21 protein-coding genes are annotated in these 25,726 nt (G+C 51.2%); 4 read left to right on the forward strand and 17 right to left on the reverse strand.

Features of this window, described 5'->3' with window-relative positions:
* The 14 genes from H9I36_RS01840 to metA form a co-directional block, all read right to left on the reverse strand.
* The coding region (locus H9I36_RS01840; protein ID WP_187383699.1) for an ATP-binding cassette domain-containing protein at positions 1–320 on the reverse strand (320 nt) is incomplete at its 3' end.
* A 14-nt stretch (positions 321–334) separates the two neighbouring features.
* Complete coding sequence (locus H9I36_RS01845) at positions 335–2,050, reverse strand: ABC transporter permease (RefSeq protein ID WP_187383700.1); 1,716 nt, start codon at positions 2,048–2,050, stop codon at positions 335–337.
* Between the two features lie 205 nt (positions 2,051–2,255).
* Positions 2,256–3,296: an ABC transporter substrate-binding protein gene (locus H9I36_RS01850; protein WP_187383701.1), complete on the reverse strand. Its 1,041-nt coding sequence runs from the start codon at positions 3,294–3,296 to the stop codon at positions 2,256–2,258.
* 272 nt (positions 3,297–3,568) lie between these two features.
* Positions 3,569–4,360, reverse strand: a complete 792-nt coding sequence (locus tag H9I36_RS01855; RefSeq protein WP_187383702.1) for a response regulator — start codon at positions 4,358–4,360, stop codon at positions 3,569–3,571.
* Positions 4,357–6,045 carry a sensor histidine kinase gene (locus H9I36_RS01860; RefSeq protein WP_187383703.1) on the reverse strand — a complete coding sequence of 563 codons (1,689 nt, stop codon included), beginning with the start codon at positions 6,043–6,045 and terminating at the stop codon, positions 4,357–4,359. The genes H9I36_RS01855 and H9I36_RS01860 overlap by 4 nt, the downstream gene beginning before the upstream one ends.
* Positions 6,038–7,066 (reverse strand): extracellular solute-binding protein, encoded by a 1,029-nt coding sequence (locus H9I36_RS01865; RefSeq protein ID WP_187383704.1) that lies wholly within the window; start codon positions 7,064–7,066, stop codon positions 6,038–6,040. Before H9I36_RS01865 ends, H9I36_RS01860 begins: the two co-directional genes overlap by 8 nt.
* A 56-nt stretch (positions 7,067–7,122) precedes the next feature.
* Positions 7,123–7,818 carry an MgtC/SapB family protein gene (locus H9I36_RS01870; protein ID WP_255422629.1) on the reverse strand — a complete coding sequence of 232 codons (696 nt, stop codon included), beginning with the start codon at positions 7,816–7,818 and terminating at the stop codon, positions 7,123–7,125.
* Between the two features lie 2 nt (positions 7,819–7,820).
* Positions 7,821–9,341 carry a tripartite tricarboxylate transporter permease gene (locus H9I36_RS01875; RefSeq protein ID WP_187383705.1) on the reverse strand — a complete coding sequence of 507 codons (1,521 nt, stop codon included), beginning with the start codon at positions 9,339–9,341 and terminating at the stop codon, positions 7,821–7,823.
* Positions 9,342–9,358: 17 nt separating this feature from the next.
* Positions 9,359–9,805, reverse strand: coding sequence for a tripartite tricarboxylate transporter TctB family protein (locus H9I36_RS01880; RefSeq protein ID WP_187383706.1), 447 nt, complete (start codon positions 9,803–9,805; stop codon positions 9,359–9,361).
* Between the two features lie 116 nt (positions 9,806–9,921).
* On the reverse strand, positions 9,922–10,905 hold the full coding sequence (locus H9I36_RS01885) for a tripartite tricarboxylate transporter substrate binding protein (RefSeq protein ID WP_021329840.1): 984 nt from the start codon (positions 10,903–10,905) through the stop codon (positions 9,922–9,924).
* 144 nt (positions 10,906–11,049) lie between these two features.
* A complete protein-coding gene (locus tag H9I36_RS01890) occupies positions 11,050–11,847 on the reverse strand; it encodes a response regulator transcription factor (protein ID WP_187383707.1) in 798 nt (265 codons plus the stop codon).
* Positions 11,848–11,849: 2 nt separating this feature from the next.
* On the reverse strand, positions 11,850–13,517 hold the full coding sequence (locus tag H9I36_RS01895; RefSeq protein ID WP_187383708.1) for a sensor histidine kinase: 1,668 nt from the start codon (positions 13,515–13,517) through the stop codon (positions 11,850–11,852).
* 110 nt (positions 13,518–13,627) lie between these two features.
* The gene (locus H9I36_RS01900) at positions 13,628–14,248 is read right to left on the reverse strand and encodes an HAD-IA family hydrolase (protein WP_187383709.1); all 621 of its coding nucleotides are present in this window, start codon (positions 14,246–14,248) and stop codon (positions 13,628–13,630) included.
* 28 nt (positions 14,249–14,276) lie between these two features.
* A complete protein-coding gene (metA, locus tag H9I36_RS01905) occupies positions 14,277–15,185 on the reverse strand; it encodes a homoserine O-acetyltransferase MetA (RefSeq protein ID WP_187383710.1) in 909 nt (302 codons plus the stop codon).
* Positions 15,186–15,232: 47 nt separating this feature from the next.
* On the opposite strand from metA, the gene H9I36_RS01910 reads away from it, so the two are divergent.
* Together H9I36_RS01910 and H9I36_RS01915 are read left to right on the forward strand one after the other, a co-directional pair.
* Positions 15,233–16,237 carry an alpha/beta hydrolase fold domain-containing protein gene (locus H9I36_RS01910; RefSeq protein WP_187383711.1) on the forward strand — a complete coding sequence of 335 codons (1,005 nt, stop codon included), beginning with the start codon at positions 15,233–15,235 and terminating at the stop codon, positions 16,235–16,237.
* An 18-nt stretch (positions 16,238–16,255) separates the two neighbouring features.
* Positions 16,256–17,734, forward strand: coding sequence for a peptidase U32 family protein (locus H9I36_RS01915; RefSeq protein ID WP_187383712.1), 1,479 nt, complete (start codon positions 16,256–16,258; stop codon positions 17,732–17,734).
* A gap of 40 nt (positions 17,735–17,774) precedes the next feature.
* On the opposite strand, the gene araD is transcribed toward H9I36_RS01915, so the two are convergent.
* Together araD and H9I36_RS01925 are read right to left on the reverse strand one after the other, a co-directional pair.
* Positions 17,775–18,500, reverse strand: coding sequence for an L-ribulose-5-phosphate 4-epimerase AraD (araD, locus tag H9I36_RS01920; RefSeq protein WP_187383713.1), 726 nt, complete (start codon positions 18,498–18,500; stop codon positions 17,775–17,777).
* Positions 18,501–18,528: 28 nt separating this feature from the next.
* Positions 18,529–20,133 (reverse strand): xylulokinase, encoded by a 1,605-nt coding sequence (locus H9I36_RS01925; protein WP_187383714.1) that lies wholly within the window; start codon positions 20,131–20,133, stop codon positions 18,529–18,531.
* A 255-nt stretch (positions 20,134–20,388) separates the two neighbouring features.
* Between H9I36_RS01925 and H9I36_RS01930 the strand changes: the two genes are divergently transcribed.
* Both H9I36_RS01930 and ilvB read left to right on the forward strand, forming a co-directional pair.
* Positions 20,389–22,515 carry a methyl-accepting chemotaxis protein gene (locus H9I36_RS01930; RefSeq protein WP_187383715.1) on the forward strand — a complete coding sequence of 709 codons (2,127 nt, stop codon included), beginning with the start codon at positions 20,389–20,391 and terminating at the stop codon, positions 22,513–22,515.
* An 11-nt stretch (positions 22,516–22,526) separates the two neighbouring features.
* Positions 22,527–24,269, forward strand: a complete 1,743-nt coding sequence (gene ilvB, locus H9I36_RS01935; protein ID WP_187383716.1) for a biosynthetic-type acetolactate synthase large subunit — start codon at positions 22,527–22,529, stop codon at positions 24,267–24,269.
* Between the two features lie 67 nt (positions 24,270–24,336).
* Here ilvB and H9I36_RS01940 read toward each other — a convergent pair whose 3' ends face one another.
* Positions 24,337–25,677 carry a GntP family permease gene (locus tag H9I36_RS01940; RefSeq protein ID WP_187383717.1) on the reverse strand — a complete coding sequence of 447 codons (1,341 nt, stop codon included), beginning with the start codon at positions 25,675–25,677 and terminating at the stop codon, positions 24,337–24,339.
* Between the last annotated feature and the right edge of the window lie 49 nt (positions 25,678–25,726).

A 25,726-nucleotide genomic window follows, 5' to 3' on the forward strand; every position in this document is an offset into this window, starting at 1 on the left:
GCGATATTGTCGAAGACGTTGTAGTGCGGCAAAAGCGCGTAGCTTTGGAACACCATAGCCGTATCGCGCTTATTCGGCGTGAGTTCGTTGATCGCCTGATCGCCGATGTAGATTTCGCCTTTGTCGGGGCTTTCAAAGCCTGCAACCATGCGCAGCGTCGTCGTTTTTCCGCAGCCGGAAGGGCCGAGCAGGGTGACGAAGCTGCCCGGTTTGATGTCGAGCGAAATGTCGTCCACAGCGGCGAAATCTTTATCCGTTTTATAATCTTTGTAGATCTTCGTTATGTGATCGAGGCGTACGCCTTTTTGTTCTTTTGTCATGGTAATTCCCCTTGTTATTTTTGTTTGCGGCTCGTGCCGAATCTTCCGGTAAACAGATTCATCAGTGTGATCGCCGTGTACGTGATGATGATCAATATCGTCGCGTATGCGCATGCGATTCCGTAGTTGCCTTTTTCCGCATGTTCGTTGATGCGCACGGTGATGAGCACGAACTGCGGAGTGACGAGCAGAATGATGGCGGAAATCGCGGTGATGGAACGAACGAAAGTCGTGACGAGTCCGCTGAAAAACGAATCCTTAATGAGCGGAAGCGTTACCGTCGTAAATACGACGAGACTGTCCGCACCCAAATCGTAGGCGGACTCTTCGATCGATTTGTCGATCTGTCTGAGAGCCGCGATGCCGCTTCGAGTTCCGATCGGAAGCGAGCGCACGATAAACACGATGACGAGGATCGCTCCGGTGCCGTAAAGCCCCTGCATAAAGCCCGAATGAAAGAGGCCGCTGTTGAATCCTCGTATAAAGCCGACGCCGAGAACCGTTCCCGGAACCGCCATCGCGAGCATCGCGATGAATTCCATGAAACCCTTGCCTACGAATTTCCGCTTTACGACGAGGTAGGCGATTATCATCGATATGAATGCGGTGATGGGAGATGCGATGAGCGAAAGCCAAATCGAATCGAGGAATACTTTGTATCCGTTATTTTTAAACACGTATTGATACCATTTGAGCGACAGGCTGTAGTTCCGTCCCCAGATTTTAAAGAGCGAGCCGAATACGACGAGAACGTAGAGCACGATGACGAACAGCGAAATGACGATGCTGATTGTGACAAGCGGAACGCGCACGCTTTTGTCTTTTATACGCATACGCTCCCGAGAGGCTTTGCCCGTAAGGGTGGCAACCGATTTCCGCTCGAGCCAATATTTTTCGACGATGAATAAACCCATCGAAATAAAGAGCAGTACGACTGCCATTGCCGTGGCTCCGCTTTTATCGTATGCGCCGGTGAGCTGCAGGTAAATCGAAGTTGCGAGCGTATCGAAGTTTCCGCCGATGATCATCGGGTTTGCGAAGTCCGCAACCGATTCGATAAAGGTTACGAGAAAAGCGTTGCCGAGACCGGGGAGCAAAAGCGGAAGCGTTACCGACGTAAACACTTTCCACCGTGAAGCGCCGATATTTCGCGCGGCTTCTTCGAGAGACGGATCTATGTTTTTAAGCAAGCCTTTGAGCATGAGGTAGCAGACGGGAAAAAAAGTAAGCGTCTGTACCAGGCAGATACCCGGAAGGCCGTATAATTTTGTCGTACTTAAATTGAAGAGGCTTCGCGTGATGATACCCGTGCGGCCGAAAAGCATAATCGCCGAAAGCGAGAGGACAAAGGGCGGAGAGACGACCGGCAGTACGGAAACGATTTTAAACAAGCCCTTTACGAATTTGTTTCCGACGTTGACGTACATGTCGACGTACGCGAACAAAAATCCGATAAGAGTGGCGAGGATGCCTGAGATAAAGCCGAGATGCAGCGTATTTGAAATCGCCTTTCTGAAACCCGACATCCCGAAGATGCGGACGAATACGGAAAGCGTGATTTGATTTTCTTCGTACACGCTGTCGACGAGCAGAATCGACAGGGGATAGACGATAAATAAAACTAAAAATAAAAATATTGCAAATATTGCGGTTATGAGAATCGGATCGGCAAACAGTTTTTTTCTGTCGAGCGTTTTGCTTTGCGTTCCGGCACTGTATGGTTTTGTCATAATAAAAATCCACAAAAAAAGATGATTTGCTGCGGCACGGATCGCACCGCAGCAGATAAATTAATAATTATTCGTGCAGAGGGTTTAATACCTCGACGCTTGCGTCGTAACAAAGGGTATTAAAGCCGACTGCAACCACCTTATAAGAACATACAGTGCGAAACGTTGAGCACTGTACCCGACGCTTGCGTCGGGGGTATGTTGTTTATTTTGTTTTGACGCGGTCGTCGCTTGCGATGACTTTAAAGAAATCCTGCACGTACTGCGACGTGTGATATTTCGCGTCTTCGAAATCGTAGTTGATCGTTTTGATTTTATCGAGACCCGCTTTGACTGCAGCTTTGACGGGCTTCGCGTTGTCGATGACGAGGAACTGATACGAACCGTTTTGTTGAGCGAGGTTTACGCAGTCGGGCGAAAGCGCGAATTCGATGAATTTCTGCGCGTTTTCGACGTTTTTCGCGCCTTTGAAAATAGCCGTCGCTCCGATTTCGTAGCTCGTGCCGGATGCAGGTGCGGTCATGCCCAAATTGTCGTATCCGTTGTCGACGATCTGATAGACGACGTCGTGCAAAAAGCCGATACCGATGACGATTTCGCCGGTCGGAACGAGCTTTGACGGGCCGGAACCGGATTTCGTATACTGAACGATGTTTTTATCGAGGGCTTTAAAGTACTCCATCGCTTTGTCGTGGCCTTTCATCTGTACCATCGTGTTGACGATGAGTTTTCCCGTTCCCGCCGTATTCGGGTTTGCAAACGAAATCAAGCCCTTGTATTGCGCTTTTGTCAAATCGTCCCAATCTTTCGGCGGCTGAATGCCGAGTCGCTTGATCTCTTCCGTATTCCAGAAAAAGCCGAGAATGCCGCGGTAGATTCCGAACCAGTTGTTGTTCGCATCTTTAAACTGGGGAGCGATGATGTGTTTTGCATTTTTCGCATCGTACGGGAGCAAAAGCCCTTTTGCAGCAGCTTCATTGTACGGATCGGTCGTACCGCCGAACCATACGTCCGCCGACGGCTTACCGTTTTCTTCGGCAATTTTCGTGAGCACTTCGCCCGTAGAAAGGCGCTGGTAGCTCGTTTTGATGCCGGTGAGCTTTTCGAATTTTGCACATACGGCGCTGACGTATTCTTCTTCGCAAGAGCCGTAGACGACGAGGGAACCTGCGTTTTTGTTGCTGGCGGCAAAGAGCATGCTGCCGGCGAGCAAAAGCGAGCCGATCACTGCACAAATCTTTTTCATAATGAAAATCCTCCGGATATTGAATATCTTTAAGAAAATTGTAAGACCGGAATTCCATATCCGCAATGCCGATTTTATATAAAAATATCCCGAAAAATGAACTGACGTGCGCAGGGGCGGGGATGATAATGAACCGTGTGATACAAGATGTGAACGATGCGGACAAAGTGCGGCCATACGGACGATGCCGGCGAAGTACGGACTGCAGCCGATCGGACAACTGCGTCCGAAGCTCTCTTTTCTGAAAACAGCTTCGGCTGCACTCTCGCGTACTATCGTTCAGCTTTCCGTTTTCCGTCCGGTTTTGCGAGTTCCGTCGGCGGAAAACCCGCATAGGATTTGAACACTTCATAAAATCGCTTGTACGACGAAAAGCCCGTCATCGATGCGACTTCATAGACGCGGTATTTTTGATCGGCAAGGAGGCTTACGGCTTTTTGAATTCGGTACGTGTTCAAAAAATCGAGGAAGGTCATGGATGTCTGTTTTTTAAATAATCTGCTTAAATAACTTGCGCTCACTTTGAGCGTTTCGGCGAGCGACTCGATGTTCGGATGGCCTGAGTAGTTTTGCTCGATCGCACGGAGGCAGGCTGCGATATACGGATTGTCGGAAACCATCGGTGGAAGGAAAGGAGAGGGAGCGGCGCCGGCGCTTTCTGCGCGTTCGGCTTTTTGCACGATGCGGTTTTTTGTAAGCTGCTCTTGTGCGCGCGAAACGACTTCTTTGATCTTCGCTTCGTCGACGGGTTTCAAAAGATAATCGAAGACGCGGAGGGCGATGGCACTTTTGGCATAATTGAAATCGGAATAGCTGGTAAGCACGATCGGGATAAAATCGATTTTTGCTTTTTGCGCCGCCTCTATCATATCGAGTCCGCTCATGCCGGGCATCTTTATATCGGCGATCACGATGTCCGGTTGCAGGCTTTTGATCTTTTCGAGTCCTTCGGCACCCGTTGCCGCAGAGGCGACGACGACAGCGTTCATGGAAAGCCAGTCGATCGTATATAAAAGCCCCGAGCGGATGATCTCTTCATCTTCGGCGATCAGTATTCGTATCATAGTTTACTCCGAATGACCGGCAGGCTTATGCGCACGGTCGTTCCCTTGCCTGCAACGCTGTCGATCGTTATGCCGTATGTGCTTCCGTACAAAAGTTCGATGCGCCGCTCGACGTTGTATAAGCCGATGTGATTCGTTTTATTGTTCTGTGAACGAATGAGTTTTCGCATCGCTTTCAGTTCCGTTTCGTCCATGCCGGCTCCGTCATCGCTCACGACGATATGCAGTTTTTTCCCGACCGCGTGCGCACCGATGGAAACTTTCATGCGCTCTTTATCGCCGAAGCCGTGTTTGACGGCATTGTCGATGAGCGGCTGGATGATGAGCTTCGGCACGACACAGTTTTGTATGTCGTCCGGCACGTCGATTTCGTATGCGAATTTTTTGCCGAAGCGAAGTTTTAAGATGTATAAATAATGTTCGATACGGCCCATATCTTCGCCGATTCGAGCGGTCGGCGCATCGTTGTCGATGCTGTAGCGCAAGAGCTCCGAAAGGCGCAGGATCGTTTTTTGCGCTTTATCGGGATCAAGTTTTATCAGAAATTTAATGTTTTCAAGCGTGTTGTATAAAAAGTGCGGATTGAACTGCATTTCCAGCTGTTTGATTTCTGCGACATAGCGTTCGTGCGTTTCCTTTTGGTTTTCGTCGATGAGGCGCTGGACGGTGTCGAGCATGTCGTTGTACGCGTTTGCGATTTTTTGAAATTCGACAGTGCCGGAAGCCGAAAGGCGCTCTGCGAGATTGCCGCGTTCGACTTTTCCGCACGACTGTGCAATCTGCGTAAGCGCACTCGATTCTTTCTCAGCGATTTTAGCGGCGCTGACGAAAAGACCGCCGATGACAAGCGCGAGAACCGAAAGCGTCGTCAATGCGATTATTAAAAAAGCGCTCCTCATCTGCTGCGTATTTTGAAAGGTATAGACGTCGAAGGCGCCGTCTGCCGTCGACGTGCGGAACACCGCTTCGTTTTCCGTAAAATAATATCGCTTATCGCTTCGATAGTTGTCCGCGAGTTTTCCGAATACGTTCGCCGCATACGGAAAAGAAGCCGTAAGAAGCGTACCCTTTCTGTCGGTGATCGCAAAGGGAAGAAGCGGATTGAAATATGCGCGTATGTCTTTTTCATCTATCGTAAAGACGATGTAACCGCCGATCCTGTCTTTTGTGTCGAGCGCGCGTCCGATGACGATTTCGCTTTTGCCGCCCGCGTTATACTCGGACGAGAGTTCCATCACCGTTCGATTCGGTCTTTCGCGCATTCGGCCGAGTGCTCCCCATGTAAATTGATTTTGCCATTCGGGAACGATAAAATCGTCATCCGCGCTTCCCTTGAGTACGACGGCGTACGACGGGGAAAGCAGCGTAAAATCCGCAGCGATCTTTTGCGCATGGATAAATTCTTTCAGCGCGGTATATGCTCCGGAAACGGAAGTCGCATCGTCAAAGATTATTCTTTCGGGCGAGCGGCTTTGCTCTTCGATAAAAGCGTCGTATGAGGCCACGGCTGTGCCCAAAACGGAGGAGAGCTTTTTGTTTTCGCGCGCAAGCGTGCGGTAGAGATTGACGTTCCACAGCAATGCGGAAGTGATGATGACGATGCTTGCGAAGGCGACCGACGGGATGAGCGAATGCACTATAAACGAGCGGCGTATTTCTTCTTTGAAGTGCACATTGTTATTCATCGCTTTGCCTCGCGTTTTCGAAGATATCGAAAAAGCGTTCGACCCATTCGCTTTGATGCGATGTCGTATATGCGTAATCGACGGAGATGCTGTTGATGCCGCTCTTTGCGGGAAGCAGACTTTTTGTTTCGACGTCGTTTCGCACGGAGCGGCGGTTCATTTGCTTTGCGATATAGCTTTGTACGTTTTTACCCGTCACGTAATCGATAAATCTGACGGCGTTGTCTTTGTGCCGGATTTTTTTAGGCATATAGACGCCGTCGGGAGTGAAGACGACACCTTCGTTCATGTAGACGAGGGCTATGTTGTCGTCTTTTTCGGCAAAATTGGCGCCTCCTTCTTCGAATGTCAAACCGACTGCGAAGCGTCCGTCCGCAACTCCGTTGTATACCGCGCTTGAAGAGTTTAAAAGAATGCCGTCGAGATTTCCGCACAGCCTCTTCACGTAGTCCCAGCCGTCGTCGGGATTTCCTTTGCCTGCGGCGTAAAGCATATTTATCAAATGTTCCCATGCGGACGATGAGGTTTCCGGGTTTCCGAACGCGATCGCGCCTTTTAATTTCGGATTGAGGAGATCGCCGTAGCCTGAGAGTGCGACATCGCCGAGCCGCTTTTTGTTTATCATTAAAACGCTCGGTACGTCGGAAAATCGGTTCAGCATGCCTTCGACGTTTTTGTATTCGCCCTTGATGTACGGTTCGTTCTCACTCGTATAGGAATCGAAGAGGGAAGAGGCGGGAAGCACGGACGCGTACGAACCGCCCCACAGCACATCGTACGGAGATGAGTCGGGGTGCATTTGAAGAGTTTTAAGTATTTCTTTTGTGCCGCCCTGCACGAGTTCGACGTCGATCCCGGTTTCGTTTTCGAAATTTTCTATGACGGGAACGATGAGCACGAGCGGGTGAGGGCTTGCGACGACAAGAGTGTTAGAATCGTCTCCGCCTTTAGCCTTTTTAAAACAGCCCGTAAAAACGAAAAACGCAACGAAAAACAAAAAGGCGCGATAAAGAGTACGCATGGCATCAGTATAGCACGGATCGTCTTGGTTTGAAACGGGGTGCGTTTACCGACGCGTTATAATTCTTCGATGTATTTTACGCCTTTGAGCGTTCCGAACTCCTGGATGACTTCGGCGTGATTTCGCCGCTTCGGAAGCGAAATGGCGATATTGACGCCGACGTAATCGCTGTCGAGCAGCGATTTTTTCATTTCGATGTCGGACAGCGTACAGTTCTTTTTGCGCGCCTCTTTTACGAACAAGGTAAGCGCTTCCATCGATTTGAATTCGGCGAAGACGATCATCGAACGGCTCGTCGCGTTCATCCGTGCGTCGATCCTGCTCATAATCGTCAGAATGATGAGCAAAAAGAGTCCGGTAATGAGCGCGCCGATGTAAAATCCCGCGCCGATCGCAAGACCCAATCCCGCCGATCCCCAAAGACCGGCGGCGGTCGTAATGCCTTTGACGCGCATATTGCTTATCATAATGCTGCCGGCTCCGAGAAATCCGATACCGCTGATAACCTGCGCGCCGAGCCTTGCGGGATCTCCCGTGCCGTAGAATTCGACGAGGTATAAGTCGGTGATCATGACGAGAGCCGAAGAGAGGCAGACGATCATATACGTGCGGAAGCCCGCAGGCCGATGCTTTCTGCCCCGTTCGAGTCCCAGTATGCCTCCGAACGCTACGGCGAGCGCGAGGCGTGCACATACCGAAACGGTATTCAGCGAAGTCAGTATTTCCGGCAAATCAAAAACAGCATTCCTCATCGTCAGTCTTTCGGCATATCCGCGTTCGGATCGCGCTCCTTGTATTTATTTTCCAGCTTTTGCATGAGCATCGGAGAGAATATACTGAATACGCACAAAGCTATCAATACCCAGCACACCGGTGTTGAAAACAGGATAGCAGGATTTCCCTTCGAAAGCAAGAGCGAGCGGCGGAGTCCCCGTTCTCCGATCGGGCCGAGGATGAGAGCTAAGACGATGGCTGCGGAGTTCAATCCGAAGAGCTTTACGAAATAGCCGATGACGCCGAATACGAACATGATGACGACGTCGGCCATGCTGTTGCGGATCGCATAAGAGCCGACGACGCTCAGCGCGAATATGATCGGGATCAAGATCGCGTCGGATACGCGTGAAATCTTTGCAAACCACTTGCTGCCCCACAGTCCGAGTGCGAGCATAAAAAACTGCACGAATACGAATCCCGCAAAAAAGGTATAGGTGACGGCGGCGTATTTGTTGAAGAGATCCGGACCGGGCTGCATATTGTGGATCAAAAGACCGCCCATGAGAACCGCCGTAACGCTTTCGCCGGGAATGCCGAGCGTGAGCGTCGGAATGAGAGAGCCTCCGGTAACCGCGTTGTTCGCCGCTTCGGAGCCCGCAACTCCTTCGATGCTTCCGTGCCCGAATTCTTCTTTATGCTTCGATGCGCGCCGCGCTTCGTTGTAGCCGAGGAACGATGCGATCGATGCCCCCGCTCCCGGAAGAATGCCGATGACGTTGCCGATAATCCATGAACGGATGATGGTCGGGGCGATCTGCTTCATCTCTTTTCTGTTGAGGAGGACGCGGTCGTCGAAGTCGACCAATTCTCCGGCTTTGCGGATTTTGTGATCGGCGAGTACGAGGACTTGCGACATCGAAAAGAGACCGATGAGCGTTGCGGTAAAGGGGAGTCCTTCATAAAGAGCGGCCTGTCCGAAGGTAAAGCGGAACACGCCGTTCATCGTATCCATGCCGATCGTCGAAAGCAAAAGACCGAACGCGCCCGAGATAAGCCCCTTTATCATGGAGTCGGAGCTGACGCCGGCGATAATCGTCAAACCGAAAATCGAAAGCCAAAAATATTCGGGGCTTCCGAATGCCATCGCGAGTTTTGCAAGCGGCGGCGAAAAAAAGTACAGCGAAATACAGCTTAAAAGCCCGCCGAAAAACGACGAGATAACCGCAGTTCCGAGCGCTTTGCCCGCCTTGCCTTGGAGCGTCAGCTGGTAGCCGTCGATCGCGGTCGCTGCGGAAGCGGGGGTGCCCGGCGTGTGAATCAATATGGCTGAAATCGATCCGCCGAAAATCGCACCGCAGTAAATGCCCGCAAGCACGATGAGACCGGTCGAAGGCGGCATGCCGAATGTGATCGGAATGATGAGCGCGACACCCATAGCGGCCGAAAGACCGGGAAGCGCTCCGATGATGATGCCGATCGTCGTGCTTAACAACATTGCAAGCAAATTGAGCGGCATGACGGCGTTGATAAATCCCGCGCCGATTAATGAAAAATCCATAAAGTACCTCCCGCCTTTTAGAGCAGCAGACCGCGCGGAAGCGGAACATGCAGGAACGTTGAAAATCCGCCGTAAATCAAAACGAGAAACACGGCGGTCGTTATGACGATGTACAGCGGTTTGATCTTAAAAAATATAAGCGTTCCCGCAATAAACAAAAGACTTGAAATGTAAAAACCGAGTATGCTTATTAAAACGACGTATGCGGACAGCATTGCAAAAACGGTAAAAAATTGCTTCGCTTTAAAATGCTCGAAGAGAAGGGGCATATCGTTTTCGATTTTTTTCTCCCGGGCGAATTTTACAAGACAGCCGACCAAATGCATCGTCGTCAATACGACGAGCACTGTCATGATAAAGATCGGATAGATGCGCACGTCGCTCGGATACTGCAGCACCATAACAAAGAAAAAAGCGGTAATCGCATAGACCGCCGCAACTAAAATGATGTCGCTTTTTTTCATATAACCTCCGAAGAAGGAGAGAGTAAAGCCGCGTCGGCATAAAACAGCCGGCCGCAGCTTTTCGAAAACGCCGATCGACGCATCTGCGGATCGATCGGCGCTTGATGGTCGCTTCGTCAGTTGAACAGTGTGGGAAGCGTGTTTTTGACGAAGTCCTCCTGCGCGTCCATAAACTGACCGAGCGCATCCGGCGACATAAAGTCGAGAGCGAGACCCGCGTTTTTGCTCTTTTCGATATTGTCGGGATCGTTTATCGTCTTTTCGAACGCATCGACGTAGAAATCGATTGCAGCCTGCGGAGTACCTTTCGGGGCGACAAGCGCGCGTGCCGAACCGTAGACGAGGTTGTAGCCTTTTTCTTTCAGCGTCGGAACGTCCGGCATTTCCGCGAGACGGTTTTCCGTGTAGGTCGCGAGCACTTTGAGCTCTCCGTTATCTCCGATGAGCGGCGCAACGTCGGCCGATTTCGGAACGGACATGTCGACTTCACCCTGTCGAAGCGCGAGAAGCTGGTCGGCGGTTCCGCCGTAGGGGATGCAGCTGATTTCAAAACCGGCCGCTTTTGCCAAAAGCTGCGCGCCGATGTGGTTCGACGCTTTGACGCCGTTCGTCGAACATTTTACTTCGTTTTTGTGCGCTTTGCAGTATTCGATCAATTCTTCGATCGTGTTCCACGGCGCGTTTTTGCGTACGACGACGACCGAGGGTTCGAACAGGTGATTGCAGATCGGAACGATCGAATCTTTCGTAAAGGGGCTGTTCGGCTGGATGGAAAGCGAACTGAAGGTCGGCAGATTGATAAAGCCGATCGTATAGCCGTCGGGCTTTGAAGTTGCGAGCGTCGTATATCCGATTTTTCCGTCGGCGCCCTCTTTGTTCGTGACGATGAGCGTTTTGCCGACGTATTTTTCGGCGACCGAGCACAGAATACGCGCTCCCGTATCCGTACCGCTTCCGGCTTTGTATGCGACGATAACCGTTACGTCTTTTTCCGGCTTCCAGCTCGAAGCTGCACTTTCCGCGCCGCTTCCCGATTTTTTCGAGCAGCCTGCGAGCACGGCGGCCGCAAGAGCCGCCGTTAAAATAATGCTTCGTTTCATAGTTAATACCTCTTATTTATTAATTTTAATTCCCCTTTATTAATAACACAATCCTAAAATTCGGTAAAAAGGTTCGGAAAAATGAACTTCGCACGCTTGTGCCTGCGTCTTCGTTTGCCGTGCGAATCCTCTGCGCCGAGACTTTTATCGGACGAGCTTTGACGGTGCGTAACCCGTGTAGCGTTTAAAAACCGTGCAAAAATATTTGTAATTCGTAAAACCCGTCATTTCGGCGATTTCGTACATGCGGTATTTTCCCGTATTCAGCAATTCGGCTGCCTTTGCGATACGCAAGCCGTTGAGCAGATCGACAAAGGTCATATTCGTTTCCTGCTTGATTTTCCTGCTCAAATAGCTTACGGAAACGCCGAGAGAGGCCGCTATATCTTCTATAGTAATCTTTGTTCGGTAGTCGTCTTTAATGTGTTTGATCGTTTCCGCAACGTAAAAATTGCCGCTTTGTACGCTGCCGTTGAAAAACCGAAGCGAGGGATTGCTCTGTTCCGCATCACCCTTTGGCACCCCTTCGCTGTCGATTTTTGCCGCATCGCCGCCCTGCATTCCCGCGTGCGCGATTTTATCTTTTGCTCTTTCGATCGCTTCTTCGAGTTCGTCGTCGACGATCGGTTTAACCAAGTATTCGCCGACGTCGAGGAGGATCGCTTGTCTCGCATAATCGAATTCGCTGTAGCTCGACAGGATGATCGCGTAAAAGCGTTCTTCCGATCCTTTTGCTTTTTCAATCATTTCGAGACCGCTCAAACCCGGCATACGGATATCCGCGATGACGATGTCGGGGTGCGTGTCTTTGATCTTTTGCAAACCTTCAAGACCGTCCGCCGCTTCTTCTATGACGGTGCAGCCGAGTGAAAGCCAATCTATCGTGTAGACCAGTCCTCGGCGGATCAATTCTTCATCTTCTGCGATAAGCACTTTATACATAGTTAAAACACAGCGGGAAAAGATATCGTTATTGAAGTTCCGCGATGCAAGCCGCTTTTAATAATCATATCCGATTTTTCTCCGTAGAGCAAGCGTATGCGCTTTGCGATATTGTACAGGCCGAAGTGATTCGTCGTCCTCGCCCGCTCGGAAAGCATCTCGTGCAGTTCGGAAACTTTTTTTTCATCCATGCCGCAGCCGTCGTCTGTGACGGTGATAACGAGGTTTTCACCTTCGATATGAGCGCGTATAATAATTAATAATTTTCTTTTTTCGACGGCAAAACCGTATTGAATCGCGTTTTCGATGAGCGGCTGCACGAGGAGTTTCGGCACGATGCAGTTTTGCGCCTCTTGAGCAATATCGAGTATGCAGTCGAGCGTATCGGTAAAACGGAAGCGCTGGATCGCGATGTAGTTTTTCGTGTATTCCAAATCTTCGGCAAGCGTACACCGAGCTTCCGAAGCGTTTATGCTGTAGCGGAGCAGTTTTGAAAGATGGTCGATGATCGCAGGGACGGCGTCCGGTTCGAGGGCTACCATGTATTTGATAACCTGCAGCGTGTTCGACAGAAAATGCGGATTGAATTGGCTTTCAAGTTGTTTGATCTGCGCCCTCGTCGTCTCTTCGTTTATCTCCTTATTCTTCCGCAGCAGCTCGTCGATGCTTTGAATCATCGTATTGTACGAATCCGCGATGACGCCGAATTCGTCGTTTTCTTCGAGCGTCATCCGCTTTGTTAAATTGCCTTTTTGCACTTCGTCGAAACACGCCGTTATTTTGTCGATCGATTCCGTCCGCTTTGTGACCGAGCGCGCGACGGCCGCATAGGTGATGACGCCTGAAAGCGCGATGATGCACAGCAATATCGAACCGCCTAAGACGAGCATCGCGAAACTCCGTTTTACGGCGGAAAAGGCGTAGACGATAAGCGCTTCATCTGCAAGACGTATGCGGCGCTCCGTTTTAAAATAGCGGTTGTTCTTAAAAGAAAAAAAAGACGATGCTTTTGCGGTCTGAGGATTCAAGCGGTTAAAATTACCGGTAAACATCGCCGTCGATGCAAGTGCGATTTCTCCGTAACGGTTTGCGACGACGATATTTGAAACGTGCTCGAGTGTGTGGTTTGCAAAATAGAATGCGGGGATAACAAACACCGCAGAGCTTTCGGCGAGCTTTTTCCCGATGAGGAGATTGCCGCGGAAAAATGCACACTGAACGGTGCCCGGCCGATCCGTCATCCGCTTGTATAAACCCCAGTTCCGTCCGACATCGGGCGGCATAAAGGAGAGCGGCATGGAAGTCGAAGAAAGGATCAGGCGCGAAGCGTCGTCGAAGAGGTAAAAATCGGCCGAATGTCCCTGCCGGTTCATAAATTGAATTTCGAGCGTCAAAAAGGTATTGCCGTTTTTATCTCGCGGCAGTTTCGCTTCAAAGTCGAAAGCAGGGGAGTTCAATTCCTGCGCATAGGTTTGAAAAATCGCTCTCAGTTCGCGGGATGCCGCTTCGTTGTCGTTTTTATTTTCCGCGAGGATGCCTGCATTGAAATAAATGTATGCGAAAATACAAAACGCGACCGCCGCCGAAAAAAGCGGCAAAAGAGAAGATACGGCGACGATGCGGAGCATCGCATTATGAAAACTGTTTTTTTTATGTTTTACCGCGCGCATCGTTTACAACCTGTACACCGAGCACCATTTATCTCTTTTGTTCGTGCGGAGGGTTTAATACCCCGACGCTTGCGTCGTAACAAAGGGTATTAAAGCCGACTGCAACCATTTTAAAATTTATTAAAATCGATTTTGCAGTCATTTCCCAAAACCGATCGAATAAATGCTTTCGCTTTATCGGCGCCCGTAAAGCGGTGAGCGTGTATGCCGAGTCTTTCCGCGGCGCGCACATTTGCTTCGGAGTCGTCGAAAAAGAGCATATCGGAAAAATCGTATGTTTTTTCTTCGTTGCGGATATACTGCCAAAAGGATGCGTCGGGCTTTCGCGTGTGCATAAAACAGGATGCGTACACTTTATCGAAATCGGCATAAAAGCCCGCTTCCGAAAGATAATCGTAATACACGTCGAATGTGTTCGTTCCGCATACGATGCGCGCGCCCGATTTTTTTATCGCTTTGATGAGTTTCGCCGTTTCCGTTTTGAGCGTCGGACGGAAAAATTTTTTCCAGTAATTTTCCGTCGGACGGGGAAGGTGTGCGCGTTCGGCGACGAGAAGCGAAAATTCCATGGATGTGATGTCGCCTCGTGAGGCCGCGCGGTATATGTGCATATACGGAGAGTTTTCTCTCGGAGCGCCGGGTAGCCCGATCGCTTCCATCGCTTCGGGCCACGGCTCGTCGTTTTCGACGAGTACGCCGCCCATATCGAAAATAAATAAATAATTTTTCATAATCCCGCCTCGTGCTCGAAATTGTTAATTATACGAAATTGAACGGTGTTTCCTGATAGACGTAATAGTTGAGCCAGTTCGAATAAAATAAATGAGCCGTACTTCTCCACGTTGAAGAGGGCGTTTTTTGCGGATCGTCGTTCGGAAAATAGTGCTCGGGGATTGCGATGGGAAGATTCTTTTTTTTGTCGCGGATATATTCATCGGCAAGCGTGTCGGTATCGTATTCGAGGTGACCGGTCATAAAGATTTCGCGGTTGTCTTTCGATTTGATGAGCGTCGTTCCCGCTTCCTGTGAAGAAGCGAGGGCGACGAGGGCTTTGCAAGAAGCGACGTCTTCGGCTCGGATCGTTGTGTGACGCGACTGCGGAATCGGAAAACTGTCGTCGAAACCGCGCAAAAGCGGATCGGCGTTCGTGAGGCGCGTGTTCATAAATACGCCGAACATTTTTTTATCGAGCGGATGTTTATCGATACCGTAGAGGTGATACAATCCCGCGAACGCGCCCCAGCACACGTACAGCGTCGAAAATACGTTCGTCCTCGCGTAGTCCATGATGGCGCACAGTTCGTCCCAGTAATCGACCTGTTCGAAAGGGAGCTGTTCGACGGGTGCACCGGTTATGATCATGCCGTCGAATTTGTGTTTTAAAAGCGCGCTCGTTGTGATGTAAAATTTTTCGAGGTAATGACGGCTCGTATGGCGCGACACGTGATTTTCCATGCGCACGAGCGATATTTCGACCTGCAGCGGCGTATTTGCCAAAACGCGCAAAAGCTGCGTTTCCGTTATTTCTTTTACCGGCATAAGATTGACGATCGCGATTTTCAGCGGACGGATATCCTGCGCTTTAGCCCGCGTGTCGGTCATGACGAATACGTTTTCGCGCTCGAGGATACTGCGTGCCGGCAAATCCGATTGAATCTTAATTGGCATAATGAATAAGTATAGCGGAAGTTCTTTAAATTTGCTATACTGCTCCAATGGCAGTACAGCAGGACAGACGCGCGGCGCTCAAACGGCTCAAGCTTCTCGTCTACGCTCCGAAATTAAACGTCGACTCGTTCCGAAGCAGGATGGAAGAAGGTTTTGCCTGTCCCGTTTTGCCCAATCACGTCGACTGCGCCGATTACAATTACGGAGGAGTTTCCTGTGACGTCCTTTCGCCGGAAATATATTCTTCGAGGCGCATCGTCATCTATATTCACGGCGGCTCCTTTATCGCAGGCTCCCGCGCTTCGTGGCGAGGTTTTTGCGCGCGCCTTGCGGCAAAATCTTTCAGTCGCGTCGTCGTGCCGGAATTTCGCCTCGCGCCCGCTCATCCTTATCCGGCTGCGCTCGAAGACGTGCAGGCGGTGTTCCGTACGGTGTACACGGAATTGCAGGTGGCCTGTTCGCTCGACGCTTCTGCGGAAAAAGCTGCCGCTCATCCCGAGATCGTCATCGCTGCCGACGGCTCGGGCGCTTCCATCGCTTGCGCGCTCCTGTTCAGTCTCCGCGAAAAATACCGTACGGGCGTTTCCCGTCTCGTCTTTTTCTCTCCGTGGTTTGATTTTTCCGAAGAGGCTGCCGCTTCAAAGGGTAAAAAAGCTTCGGACGAATTGATAAACGGAGAAACGCTTTTGCGCTGCGGGGAGATATATACCTTTGTTTCCAATTTAACGAATCCGCTCGTCTCTCCTCTGTATGCGGCAAAGGAACAGCTTTCCGATTTTCCGCCTGTGTATATACAGTGCGGCGAAAAGGAGCTTTTACTCGGCGATACCGAACGGTTTTCGAATTTGCTCGTATCGAACGGCGGGCAGTGCGAACTCGATGTGTGGCCGAAGATGATGCCGTTTTTTCAGTTTGCCGACGATCACCTGTGGGAAACGCACCTCGCGATCGGAAAGGCGGGCAGCGTCATATCCGGAGAAGGCGATACGGATGCGGGGACATCCTTTCACAATAAGCCGCGTCTCGAAAACTCTTTGCAGGCGGACGCGTAGCGCGCGCGGCGATTTGCGATGGAACTTCTTTCGCCTGCAGGCAATGTAAAAAAATTATACTGTGCATACGCGTACGGAGCGGATGCCGCGTACATCGGTCTCAAGCATTTTTCGCTGCGCGTCAAAGCCGACAATTTTTACGACGACGAATACGAGCAAGTATGCGAACTCAAAAAACGCTTTCCCGGAAAAAAACTTTACTGTGCGCTCAACATCGCCTTTCACAATGACGATATCGCTTCTTTTCAAAACAATATCGATTATTTTAAGCGCTATCCGATCGATGCGTTTATCGTGCAGGATTTGGGCATCGTGCCGATTTTGCAAAAAGAGTTCCCCGACGCGGCGCTTCACTTGAGCACGCAGGCAAGCTGCATCAACGCTTCCGCCGCTTTGTTTTATAAGCGGATCGGATTTAAACGTATCGTGCTCGGACGGGAAGCTTCGCTTAAAGAGATCCGAGAAATTAAAGACGCCGTTCCCGATATGGAGCTCGAAGCCTTTTGTCACGGCGCCATGTGCATCGCCTATTCCGGGCGCTGTCTTATGAGCGCCTATCTTACAGGCAGGAGCGCTCAGAGCGGTTTTTGCTCTCATACGTGCCGTTGGAATTTCAGCGTGAGCGCGGACGAAAATCGGTTTTTCGATGCGGATGCTGCGAAGCGCCTCGCCTCATCGGGTGTATTGCGGCTTTCGGAAGAAAAAAGAGCAGGTGAATATTTTCCGATTTTTGAAGGCGATAATTTTACCGCAGTCCTTTCGAGTAAAGATCTCAATATGATCGATAAGCTTTCGGATATGAAAGACGCGGGTATCGACGCGATAAAAATCGAAGGGCGGATGAAAAGCGTGTATTACGTTGCGCTCGTAACGAGGGCGTACCGTAAAGCGCTCGACGCACTCGACGGCAAAATTTCTTCCGAAGAGGCTGCTCCTTTTATCGCGGAGCTCGACAATGTACCGCATCGGGAATCGACGACGGGATTTTACTACAGCCGCGAAGACGCCGACGTGACGACAAGCGGCGCGTCCGACAGTCCCTATGCGCTTGCGGCGGAAATCGGAAACGAAGTGAGCGAAGCGGAGCAAAGTGTGATCTTTTTGCGCGGGAAAAAAACGGTGTGCGATTTTCAAAAATCGCTTGCACTCCTGTGTAACGAAGCGCGCTTTGCGCGCGAACGCGATTTGAAAAATCATCCCGAAAAAATACCCGCCGCAGCCGAAAAAAAAGACGGCTGGCATATGTATGAGTTTACGCCTTTTAATAAAATCGATACGGCCGATACGCTTGAAATCATTTCGCCCGGATGCGCGCTTCGAAAAGCGGAAGCGGGCGAGTGGCTCCTCATCGATCCCGAAACGGGCACGCTTCGTTCATGGGCATTCGACGGACATCCGTGCGTGCTCTACAGTTCGACGGCGCTTGAAAGCTCTTCTCTCGTGCGTATCCGCGACGAAACGTACGTGCCCGAGCGGGCGAAAGCATCGAAACGATAGACGGATTGTTCGGCGGACTGTCGAACAATTTAAATTGCCGCTATCTGTTTTGCTGTCCGTAGTATGCGCCGGGACCGTGCTTTCGCATATAGTGCTTGTTGACGATGTAGTCGGGAAGCTGCATCGCGCCCGGATTGACGAGTATCGTATTGAGCGCCATCTTGCACACTTCTTCGAGGACGACACCGTTGTACACCGCTTTTGCCGCATCGCTTCCCCACGCAAAGGGGCCGTGTCCGCCGACGAGTACCATATTCGTTTCGGCCGGATTGTAGCCGTGCTGTTTAAAATGTTCGACGATGAGCGTACCCGTCTCTTTTTCGTAATCGCGTTCGACGGCTTCTTTTGAAAGATAGGGCGTACACGGGATTTCCGTTTGGATGTGATCGGCGTGCGTCGTACCGAAAAGCGGAACGGCGCGCATCGCCTGTGCCCAACCGACTGCAGCCGGCGAATGCGTGTGGATGATTCCGCCGACTTTGCAGCCGCCTTTTACAGCGAATTCTTTATACAAAACGATGTGCGTCTGCGTATCCGAAGACGGGCGCAGTTTCCCTTCGACGATTTTTCCGTCCAAATCGACGACGACCATAGCGTCGCTCGTCAATTCGGAATAAGGGACGCCCGACGGCTTTATCGCAAACACGCTTTTTCCCGCATCGAATGCGGAAACGTTGCCCCACGTGTACACGGCGAGATCGTGTTTGGGGATTTCCATATTCGCTTCGTATGCTTCTTCTTTTAAACTTTGATATGCACCTGCCATATTTGTCTCCCGTAAAAAATTGCCGTTCTTACCAATCGATGTACTCCGTCGCGGCTTTTACGACGGGCAATCCCTTCGTATAGCGCGCAAAGAATGTATTGAATCCTTCGACGTCGGCGGGATCGGGTACGACGGTTTTCGATTCGCTCGATGCAAATACGTCTTCGTTTAAAAATTGCGCGAGGCTGCGTCCGTTTTTATGTACCATATATGAAGCGAGGAGGGCGATTCCCCACGGGCCGCCTTCGCCCGCCGTCTCAAGAGCGGCGACTTTGGTGTGCATTGCCGCCGCCATAACGCGAAGACCGGTTTCCGCCGTTTTGAAAAATCCTCCGTGGCAGACGAGGGTATCGAGGGCGACGTGCTCTTTGTCGAACAGAATGTCCATGCCGGCACGCAGCGCGCCGAGTGCGGTAAAGAGTTGGGCGCGCATAAAATTGGCAAGGCTAAAGCCGGCACTTTGCGTTCGCACAAAAAGCGGTCGACCGGATTCGAGGCCCGTCATCGATTCGCCTGAAATATAGTTGTACGGCATGAGACCGCCGCAGTCTTTGTCCCCTTTCAACGCGAGGCCGAGCAGCGCATCGTAGAGCGTACCCTTGTCGAAGCGAGCGCCGAGAGCCGCCGCCGCTTCGCCGAATATTTTGATCCAGCTGTCGTATTCGCCTGTACAGTTGTTCGCGTGTGCCATCGCCGTAAGCGAACCGTCGGGCGTCGTCACCAAATCGATTTTGCGGCTGTACGTTTTTGAAAGCTCTTTTTCGAGCACGACCATCGCAAATACGGATGTGCCTGCCGAAACGTTGCCCGTGCGCTTTGCGACCGAATTCGTTGCGACCATGCCGGTGCCCGCATCTCCTTCGGGCGGGCAGAGCGGAATGCCGCTTTCGAGCGTACCGTCTTTGTCGAGCAGAGCGGCGCCTTCTTTCGTAAGAGAACCCGCGTCGTCTCCCGCAACGAGCACTTCGGGCAAAACGCTTTCGATATTCCAGCCGTAGTTTTTTTCCGCGACGAGCGATGAAAACTGTGCGAGCATTTTTTTATTGTAATTTTTTGTTGCGATGTCGATCGGGAACATACCCGACGCATCTCCTACACCGAGCACTTTTTTCCCTGTCAGCTTCCAATGCACGTAGCCTGAGAGCGTCGTCATAAACGCGACGTCTCCGACATGCTTTTCGTCGTTTAAAACAGCCTGATACAGATGGGATATGCTCCATCGTTCGGGAACGGGGTAATCGAAGAGCGCCGAAAGCTTTGCCGCCGCTTCCGTCGTGATCGTATTGCGCCAAGTACGGAACGGGACGAGCAGATTGCCGGACTTGTCGAAGGCGAGGTAGCCGTGCATCATCGCGCTGATGCCGAGCGCTCGCAGCTTTGTGAGTTCTACGCCGTACTTTTGCATGACATCTTCTTTCATTCGAGCGTAGCTTTCCGCAATACCCTCGTACACTTTATCGAGCGGATAGGTCCAGATGCCGTCGATAAAGGAGTTTTCCCAATCGAAAGCGCCCTGTGCGACGGGGACGTTTTTCGTATTGATAAGCACCGATTTTATCCTCGTTGAACCGAGTTCGATACCGAGAATTGCTTTGCCCGATCGTATTTCCTCTGCGATGAGTTTTGCTTCCATAAATATTCATACTCCTAAAAACTGATGTACCCGTATGTGCTTTCTCGGATTACGGTATAATTTTTTTATGTATATTGTCAAGGGATGGAAAGTGCTGCTCGTCAGCGCTTTTTATTCGTGGGGAGATTTAATAATCCGACGTTCCGTATCGGAGTTGCTGCTGCGTAGAGATTGTCCCCGATACTTCGGTTTTGTTGTTTTCTTGATTGACAAAAGCGGCGCAATGCGTGAATATGTGAAAAAGGAGAAAACGTAATGGAACAAAAGACTTTTTCCGAACAACTTTCTACGCAGACTAAGCGGTCGTCTCTCGTTCGGAAATTGAGCAGCGTCAACAGAATCACGGTGCTTTTTACGGTGATCGTCTGCGGGCTTGCGCTTGCCGTTTTCTTTTACCGCATACTGACAGCTCAGCACGAGCAGTCGACAAAAGCGAGCGTGGCGGGATTTCAGCTTTCGCTTGAAGACTTCGCTTCGCGTGCGGAGGGAGCTGCAGCATCGATCGCAGGTCGTCCCGATGTCGTTCAAGCCGCTCTCAGCCGCAGTCACACCGATGCGTATAAAATCCTTTCCGAACTCAACAAACAGATGAGTGTCGATTTTATCGTCTTAACCGACACGAGCGGCAATATCATCGCAAGGGGGCATTCGGAGCGCTTCGGCGATAATATCATCAATCAAAAAGCAGTCAGTGAAGCCGTCAGAGGACGCGCGACGTGTTCGTATGAAAAAGCGGTGCTTGTCCGTTTTGCAATCAGAGCGGGATGCCCCGTATACGACAGCGAGCGGCGGATTATCGGAGCCCTCGTTTCGGGATTCAACGTATCGTCGGTCGCTTTTTTGGAAAAGACGCGCAAAACCTTCGGCTGCGATGTCATGCTTTACGACGGAACGAAAGCTGTAGCTTCGACTGTCGCGGATGAAAAAAATGAAATGCTCGCCGCCTCGGTCAGCAGCGATTGTGCCGAAGCGGTGCTCACGCGAGGCGAAAGTTATGCCGAAATGGATACGATAGGAAAGGACAGGTACTACGTCGTCTATTGGCCGGTTTTCGATTTTTCGGGTAAGCCTGCAGGTATGTGGGCGCTCGCAAGCAATTTTTCGGCAGCGCGTGCGGAACTCGGAAAAAGTATCGGTATCAAAATGCTTGAGATACTTGGGGCGATCGTCCTATTGCTCGTCATCCTTGTTTCGGTTATCGCAAACCGCGTGTTCGGTTTGGTTATGCGGCCGCTTCAAAAAGTATCGCAGGCGTTTATTGCGCTGTCGGAAGGTAATGCAAATCTCGCCGTCAAAATCGACGCGCCGTCGAACGACGAAATCGGTATGCTCGTTGCAGGATTTAATAAATTTATTGAAAAGCTGCATACGATTGTTAGAGATGTAAAAGAGAGCAAAGCGACCCTTGTCACGGCGGGTGAAGATATGAGCGGCAGCGCCGGCGATACGTCGAGCGCCATCACGGAGATCATTGCGAATATCGAAAGCATACACGCTCAGATGGACGACCAGGAGGCGAGTGTATCGCAGACTGTCGGCGCCGTCAACGAAATCGCTGCGAATATCGATTCACTTGAACGGATGATTCAAAATCAATCGAGCAGCATGACCGAGGCGTCGGCTGCGATCGAAGAGATGATCGTCAGTATCGCATCGGTCAATCAATCCGTCGACAAGATGGTCACATCCTTTTCTATGCTGCGCGACAAAGCGCAGGACGGTTTTGTGAAACAGAGCGACGTCAACGCGCGCATCGAGCAGATCGAAAGTCAATCCAATATGCTCCAGGACGCGAATACGATAATCGCGGACATTGCAACGAGAACGAACCTGCTTGCGATGAACGCGTCCATTGAAGCCGCCCATGCCGGAAAAGCGGGAAAAGGGTTTGCCGTCGTTGCCGATGAAATCCGTAAATTGTCGAAATCGTCCGCGACTCAGTCGAAGCGCATCGGAGAAGAGCTGGGCAATGTCAATCAGTCGATCCAAAGCGTCGTCGGCGCATCCGCCCAATTGAGCGAAGTATTCAAATCGGTTTCCGACGAATTGAATGTCACCAATAAATTCGTGCTGTCCATCAAGCAGGCTATGGCGGAGCAGAATGAAGGTTCGAAACAGATAGATGCGTCGCTGCGCGTCGTAAACGATAATACGGCGAGCGTGCAGAACGCATCGCGCGAAATGGCTGCGGGCAATAAATCGATTCTTACCGAAATCAATAAATTGCAAAACAGTGCGTCCGGCATGAAAGACGGCATAGGCGAAATGTCGACGGGCGCACGTCGTATAAACGAAACCGGTTCCGCATTGGAAAATATCTCGGCGAGGATGAAAGAAGCCATACAAAAAATCGGATCGCAGATCGATCAGTTCGAGTTGTAGCGGGATCGCGTATGAAAAAGACGGGAAGCGAAATAATCGTCAAGCTGCTTGAAATGGAAGGTATCTCCGTCGTCTCAGGCATCCCCGGCGGTTCGATTTTGCCGTTGTACGACGCGCTTGCAAAGAGTTCGATCCGCCACGTACTCGTCCGGCACGAACAGGCTGCGGGCTTTATTGCGCAGGGCATGGCGCGCAGTACCGGAAAGGTCGCCGTGTGCTTTGCGACGAGCGGGCCGGGTGCGATGAATCTGCTCACCGCCGTTGCCGACGCTCGAAGCGATTCCGTACCCATCGTTGCGATTACGGGGCAGGTGAACACTTCTCTTATCGGCACCGACGCGTTTCAGGAGGCGGACACCTTCGGCCTTTCCTTTCCGATCGCTAAGCACAGCATCATGGTAAAATCTCCCGAAGAGCTGCTTACCGCGATTCCCGAAGCGTTTGCGATCGCTGTGAACGGCCGGCCGGGTCCGGTGCTCGTCGATGTTCCCCGCGACGTACAGACTTCTTCGTGCGAATTCGATTCGTGGCCGGATATCGCGTCCGTCACCATACACGATATACGCTTTCACACGCCGCCCTCCGAATACGCTTCGAGCATGGATCGTATAACCGATGCGCTTGCCGAAGCTCGGCGACCCGTCCTTTTTTGCGGAGGCGGCTGCAATTCGGAAGCGGCTGCAAAAGAACTGCAAAAATTTTTGAAAAGTTATCGTCTACCGGTAGTGACGAGTCTTATGGGAATCGGCTGCGTACCTTCCTCTTTTGAAATGTTTGTCGGCATGGTCGGTATGCACGGCTCCTATGCGGCAAACGTCGCTATGCACGATGCCGATCTCGTCATCGCCGCGGGCGTCCGCTTCGACGACAGGGCGACCGGCGTCGTGTCGAAATTTTGTCCGAAAGCGCGCATCGTTCACATCGACATCGATGCGGCGGAAGTCGATAAAATCGTCGATGCCGATATTTCCGTCGTCGCCGATGTCGGATCCGTCTTTCCGATCCTTGTACAGCTTGCGTCCCGAAAGCAGGAGCTTTTCGCGTCGAATTGGCAAAACGCGGAAGCGCGCGCCGTGTGGCTTGAAAAAATCATTCGGCTTAAAACGGAAACGTTTTCGACCCTCTGCGGTGCGGCGAAAAAATCGTCCTACGACAATCCCCGCGAGTGTATCGCGTCGATTCCGCTCCTCGCCGAAAAAGCGGGAATGCGGCGCGATAAGCTCATCGTTACGACCGATGTCGGACAGCACCAGATGTGGGCGGCTCAGTATTATCCCGTGGAAAAGCCGAGGACATTTCTCACGTCGGGTTCGCTCGGTACGATGGGATTCGGTTTACCCGCCGCGATCGGAGCTTCTCTTTCGCATCCTGAATGCCGCGTCGTGTGTCTTTCGGGTGACGGTTCCATTCTCATGAATATTCAGGAACTTGCGACTCTTTCCGAACAGAATCTTGCCGTGACGGTGATTGTTTTCGACAACGGCACGCTCGGCATGGTATATCAGCAGCAAAAATATCTGTTTAACGGAAGCTACGCCGCGAGCGAATTTTCCCGTCGCGTCGATTTTGTTAAAATTGCCGAAGGCTTCGGCATAGAGGCGATCGATGCGGCAAAAGATGAAAAGTGGTATGAAAAAGCGTTTTCCCCGAAGCGGGAGCGAAAGCCGTTTTTAGTGCGCATCGAAATCGATTCTGCCGAAGACGTGCTGCCCTTCGTTTTACCGGGCAAAGCGAACATCGATTCATTGCGATAAAATCTGCATGGAAGGGGCAGTCTCAAAGTCGGTTACTTTTTCGACAGCCCCTTCATCGTAACAATTATTAATGTACAAACAAGGAAACGATAAATACGACGATGATCGTCGTAATGCCTTGTACGAGCGTTACACCCGTTTGGCATTTATAGGCCTGCTGCGTATTCATGTCGGAAAACTGCGAAACGACCCAAAAGTACGAATCGTTTGCGTGGCTCACCGTCATCGAACCTGCGCCGATCGCCATGATCACGAGCACTTTGCCGATTTCCGACGTAAAGCCGAGAGCCGGCATGAGAGGAGCGACCATCGCCGACGTCAAAATCATCGCGACCGTGGACGCGCCCATTGCGGATTTTAAAATCGCCGCGATGATAAACGGCAGGAAAACGCCGACATGCATCTGCAAAAGAGAGGAGCTCAGCGCATCCGCAAGCGGAAGCGATTTTAATATTTCGCCGAATGCGCCGCCCGCGCCGGTGATCGCGAGAATGCCCGCCGAATTCGTTACTCCGTCGGTGACCCACGAAAGCGTGCTCTTTTTTTCGGATTTCGGAATGAGCGTCGTCGCAAGACCGATACCCAACAGCAGCGCAACGACGGGATTTCCTATAAATGAAAAAAACATTTTTACGGCGCCGGTGCCGAAGGGATGCGACGGGAAATCGCCGATGCTCTTCAGCGCGATGAGGATAATCGGCACGAGGATCGGAGCGAAGGAGTGCAGCGGTCCCGGCAGTTTTCCGTATTTTTCTACCAGCTCTTCTACCGTATATTCGGGGTTCGCAGGAATGTCGATTTTACCTGCGACTTTGTTTGCATACAGGATTCCCATAAACGTCGCCGGCAGCGAAATCAAAAGACCGATTCCGATAACCAAGCCGAGGTTCGCGTTGAGCGTACCGGCCATTGCGATGGGACCCGGCGTTGGAGGGACGAGACAGTGTGTCGCATACAAACCCGCGCTGAGCGCCGTCGCCATAACCGCAAGCGATTTGTTCGACTGCGCCGCAAGTGCGCGGCTGATCGGCGAGAGGATGACGAAGCCCGAATCGCAAAATACGGGAATGCCCGTTACATAGCCGGTCAATCCCATTGTGAGAACCGACCGCTCTTTGCCGACGAGTTTTAGGATAGTGTTCGCCATCGTGAGCGCCGCGCCCGTCTTTTCGAGGATCGTGCCGATGATCGTACCTGCGAGGATTACGATACCGATGCTCGCCAAGATGTTGCCGAAACCGGCTTTCACTTTGTTGATAACATCTTCCGTGTTCATTCCGCACAGCAAACCGACGGCGATCGCAATGACCGTCATCACGATAAACGGATGAATTTTCAATTTGCTGATCGCGAGAATCATGGCTACTACCGCAACGATAATAACCGCCAACATGTACGCACCTGACATTTAAAGCCTCCTGCTTGTTAAATAATTTCAAAATTATTAAATGCGATAC

Origin of the sequence: Treponema sp. Marseille-Q4130 (assembly GCF_014334325.1) — a bacterium.
Classification (GTDB): domain Bacteria; phylum Spirochaetota; class Spirochaetia; order Treponematales; family Treponemataceae; genus Treponema_D.

Bases quoted from the DNA above. Each gene is read 5' to 3' on its own strand.
- H9I36_RS01890 (WP_187383707.1), bottom strand. From the start codon at position 11,847: ATGTATAAAGTGCTTATCGCAGAAGATGAAGAATTGATCCGCCGAGGA.
- H9I36_RS01930 (WP_187383715.1), top strand. From the start codon at position 20,389: ATGGAACAAAAGACTTTTTCCGAACAACTTTCTACGCAGACTAAGCGG.
- H9I36_RS01880 (WP_187383706.1), bottom strand. From the start codon at position 9,805: ATGAAAAAAAGCGACATCATTTTAGTTGCGGCGGTCTATGCGATTACC.
- H9I36_RS01900 (WP_187383709.1), bottom strand. From the start codon at position 14,248: ATGAAAAATTATTTATTTATTTTCGATATGGGCGGCGTACTCGTCGAA.
- H9I36_RS01860 (WP_187383703.1), bottom strand. From the start codon at position 6,045: ATGAATAACAATGTGCACTTCAAAGAAGAAATACGCCGCTCGTTTATA.
- H9I36_RS01885 (WP_021329840.1), bottom strand. From the start codon at position 10,905: ATGAAACGAAGCATTATTTTAACGGCGGCTCTTGCGGCCGCCGTGCTC.
- araD (WP_187383713.1), bottom strand. From the start codon at position 18,500: ATGGCAGGTGCATATCAAAGTTTAAAAGAAGAAGCATACGAAGCGAAT.
- H9I36_RS01940 (WP_187383717.1), bottom strand. From the start codon at position 25,677: ATGTCAGGTGCGTACATGTTGGCGGTTATTATCGTTGCGGTAGTAGCC.
- ilvB (WP_187383716.1), top strand. From the start codon at position 22,527: ATGAAAAAGACGGGAAGCGAAATAATCGTCAAGCTGCTTGAAATGGAA.
- metA (WP_187383710.1), bottom strand. From the start codon at position 15,185: ATGCCAATTAAGATTCAATCGGATTTGCCGGCACGCAGTATCCTCGAG.
- H9I36_RS01895 (WP_187383708.1), bottom strand. From the start codon at position 13,517: ATGCGCGCGGTAAAACATAAAAAAAACAGTTTTCATAATGCGATGCTC.
- H9I36_RS01865 (WP_187383704.1), bottom strand. From the start codon at position 7,066: ATGCGTACTCTTTATCGCGCCTTTTTGTTTTTCGTTGCGTTTTTCGTT.
- H9I36_RS01850 (WP_187383701.1), bottom strand. From the start codon at position 3,296: ATGAAAAAGATTTGTGCAGTGATCGGCTCGCTTTTGCTCGCCGGCAGC.
- H9I36_RS01870 (WP_255422629.1), bottom strand. From the start codon at position 7,818: ATGAGGAATGCTGTTTTTGATTTGCCGGAAATACTGACTTCGCTGAAT.
- H9I36_RS01925 (WP_187383714.1), bottom strand. From the start codon at position 20,133: ATGGAAGCAAAACTCATCGCAGAGGAAATACGATCGGGCAAAGCAATT.
- H9I36_RS01845 (WP_187383700.1), bottom strand. From the start codon at position 2,050: ATGACAAAACCATACAGTGCCGGAACGCAAAGCAAAACGCTCGACAGA.
- H9I36_RS01910 (WP_187383711.1), top strand. From the start codon at position 15,233: ATGGCAGTACAGCAGGACAGACGCGCGGCGCTCAAACGGCTCAAGCTT.
- H9I36_RS01875 (WP_187383705.1), bottom strand. From the start codon at position 9,341: ATGGATTTTTCATTAATCGGCGCGGGATTTATCAACGCCGTCATGCCG.
- H9I36_RS01915 (WP_187383712.1), top strand. From the start codon at position 16,256: ATGGAACTTCTTTCGCCTGCAGGCAATGTAAAAAAATTATACTGTGCA.
- H9I36_RS01855 (WP_187383702.1), bottom strand. From the start codon at position 4,360: ATGATACGAATACTGATCGCCGAAGATGAAGAGATCATCCGCTCGGGG.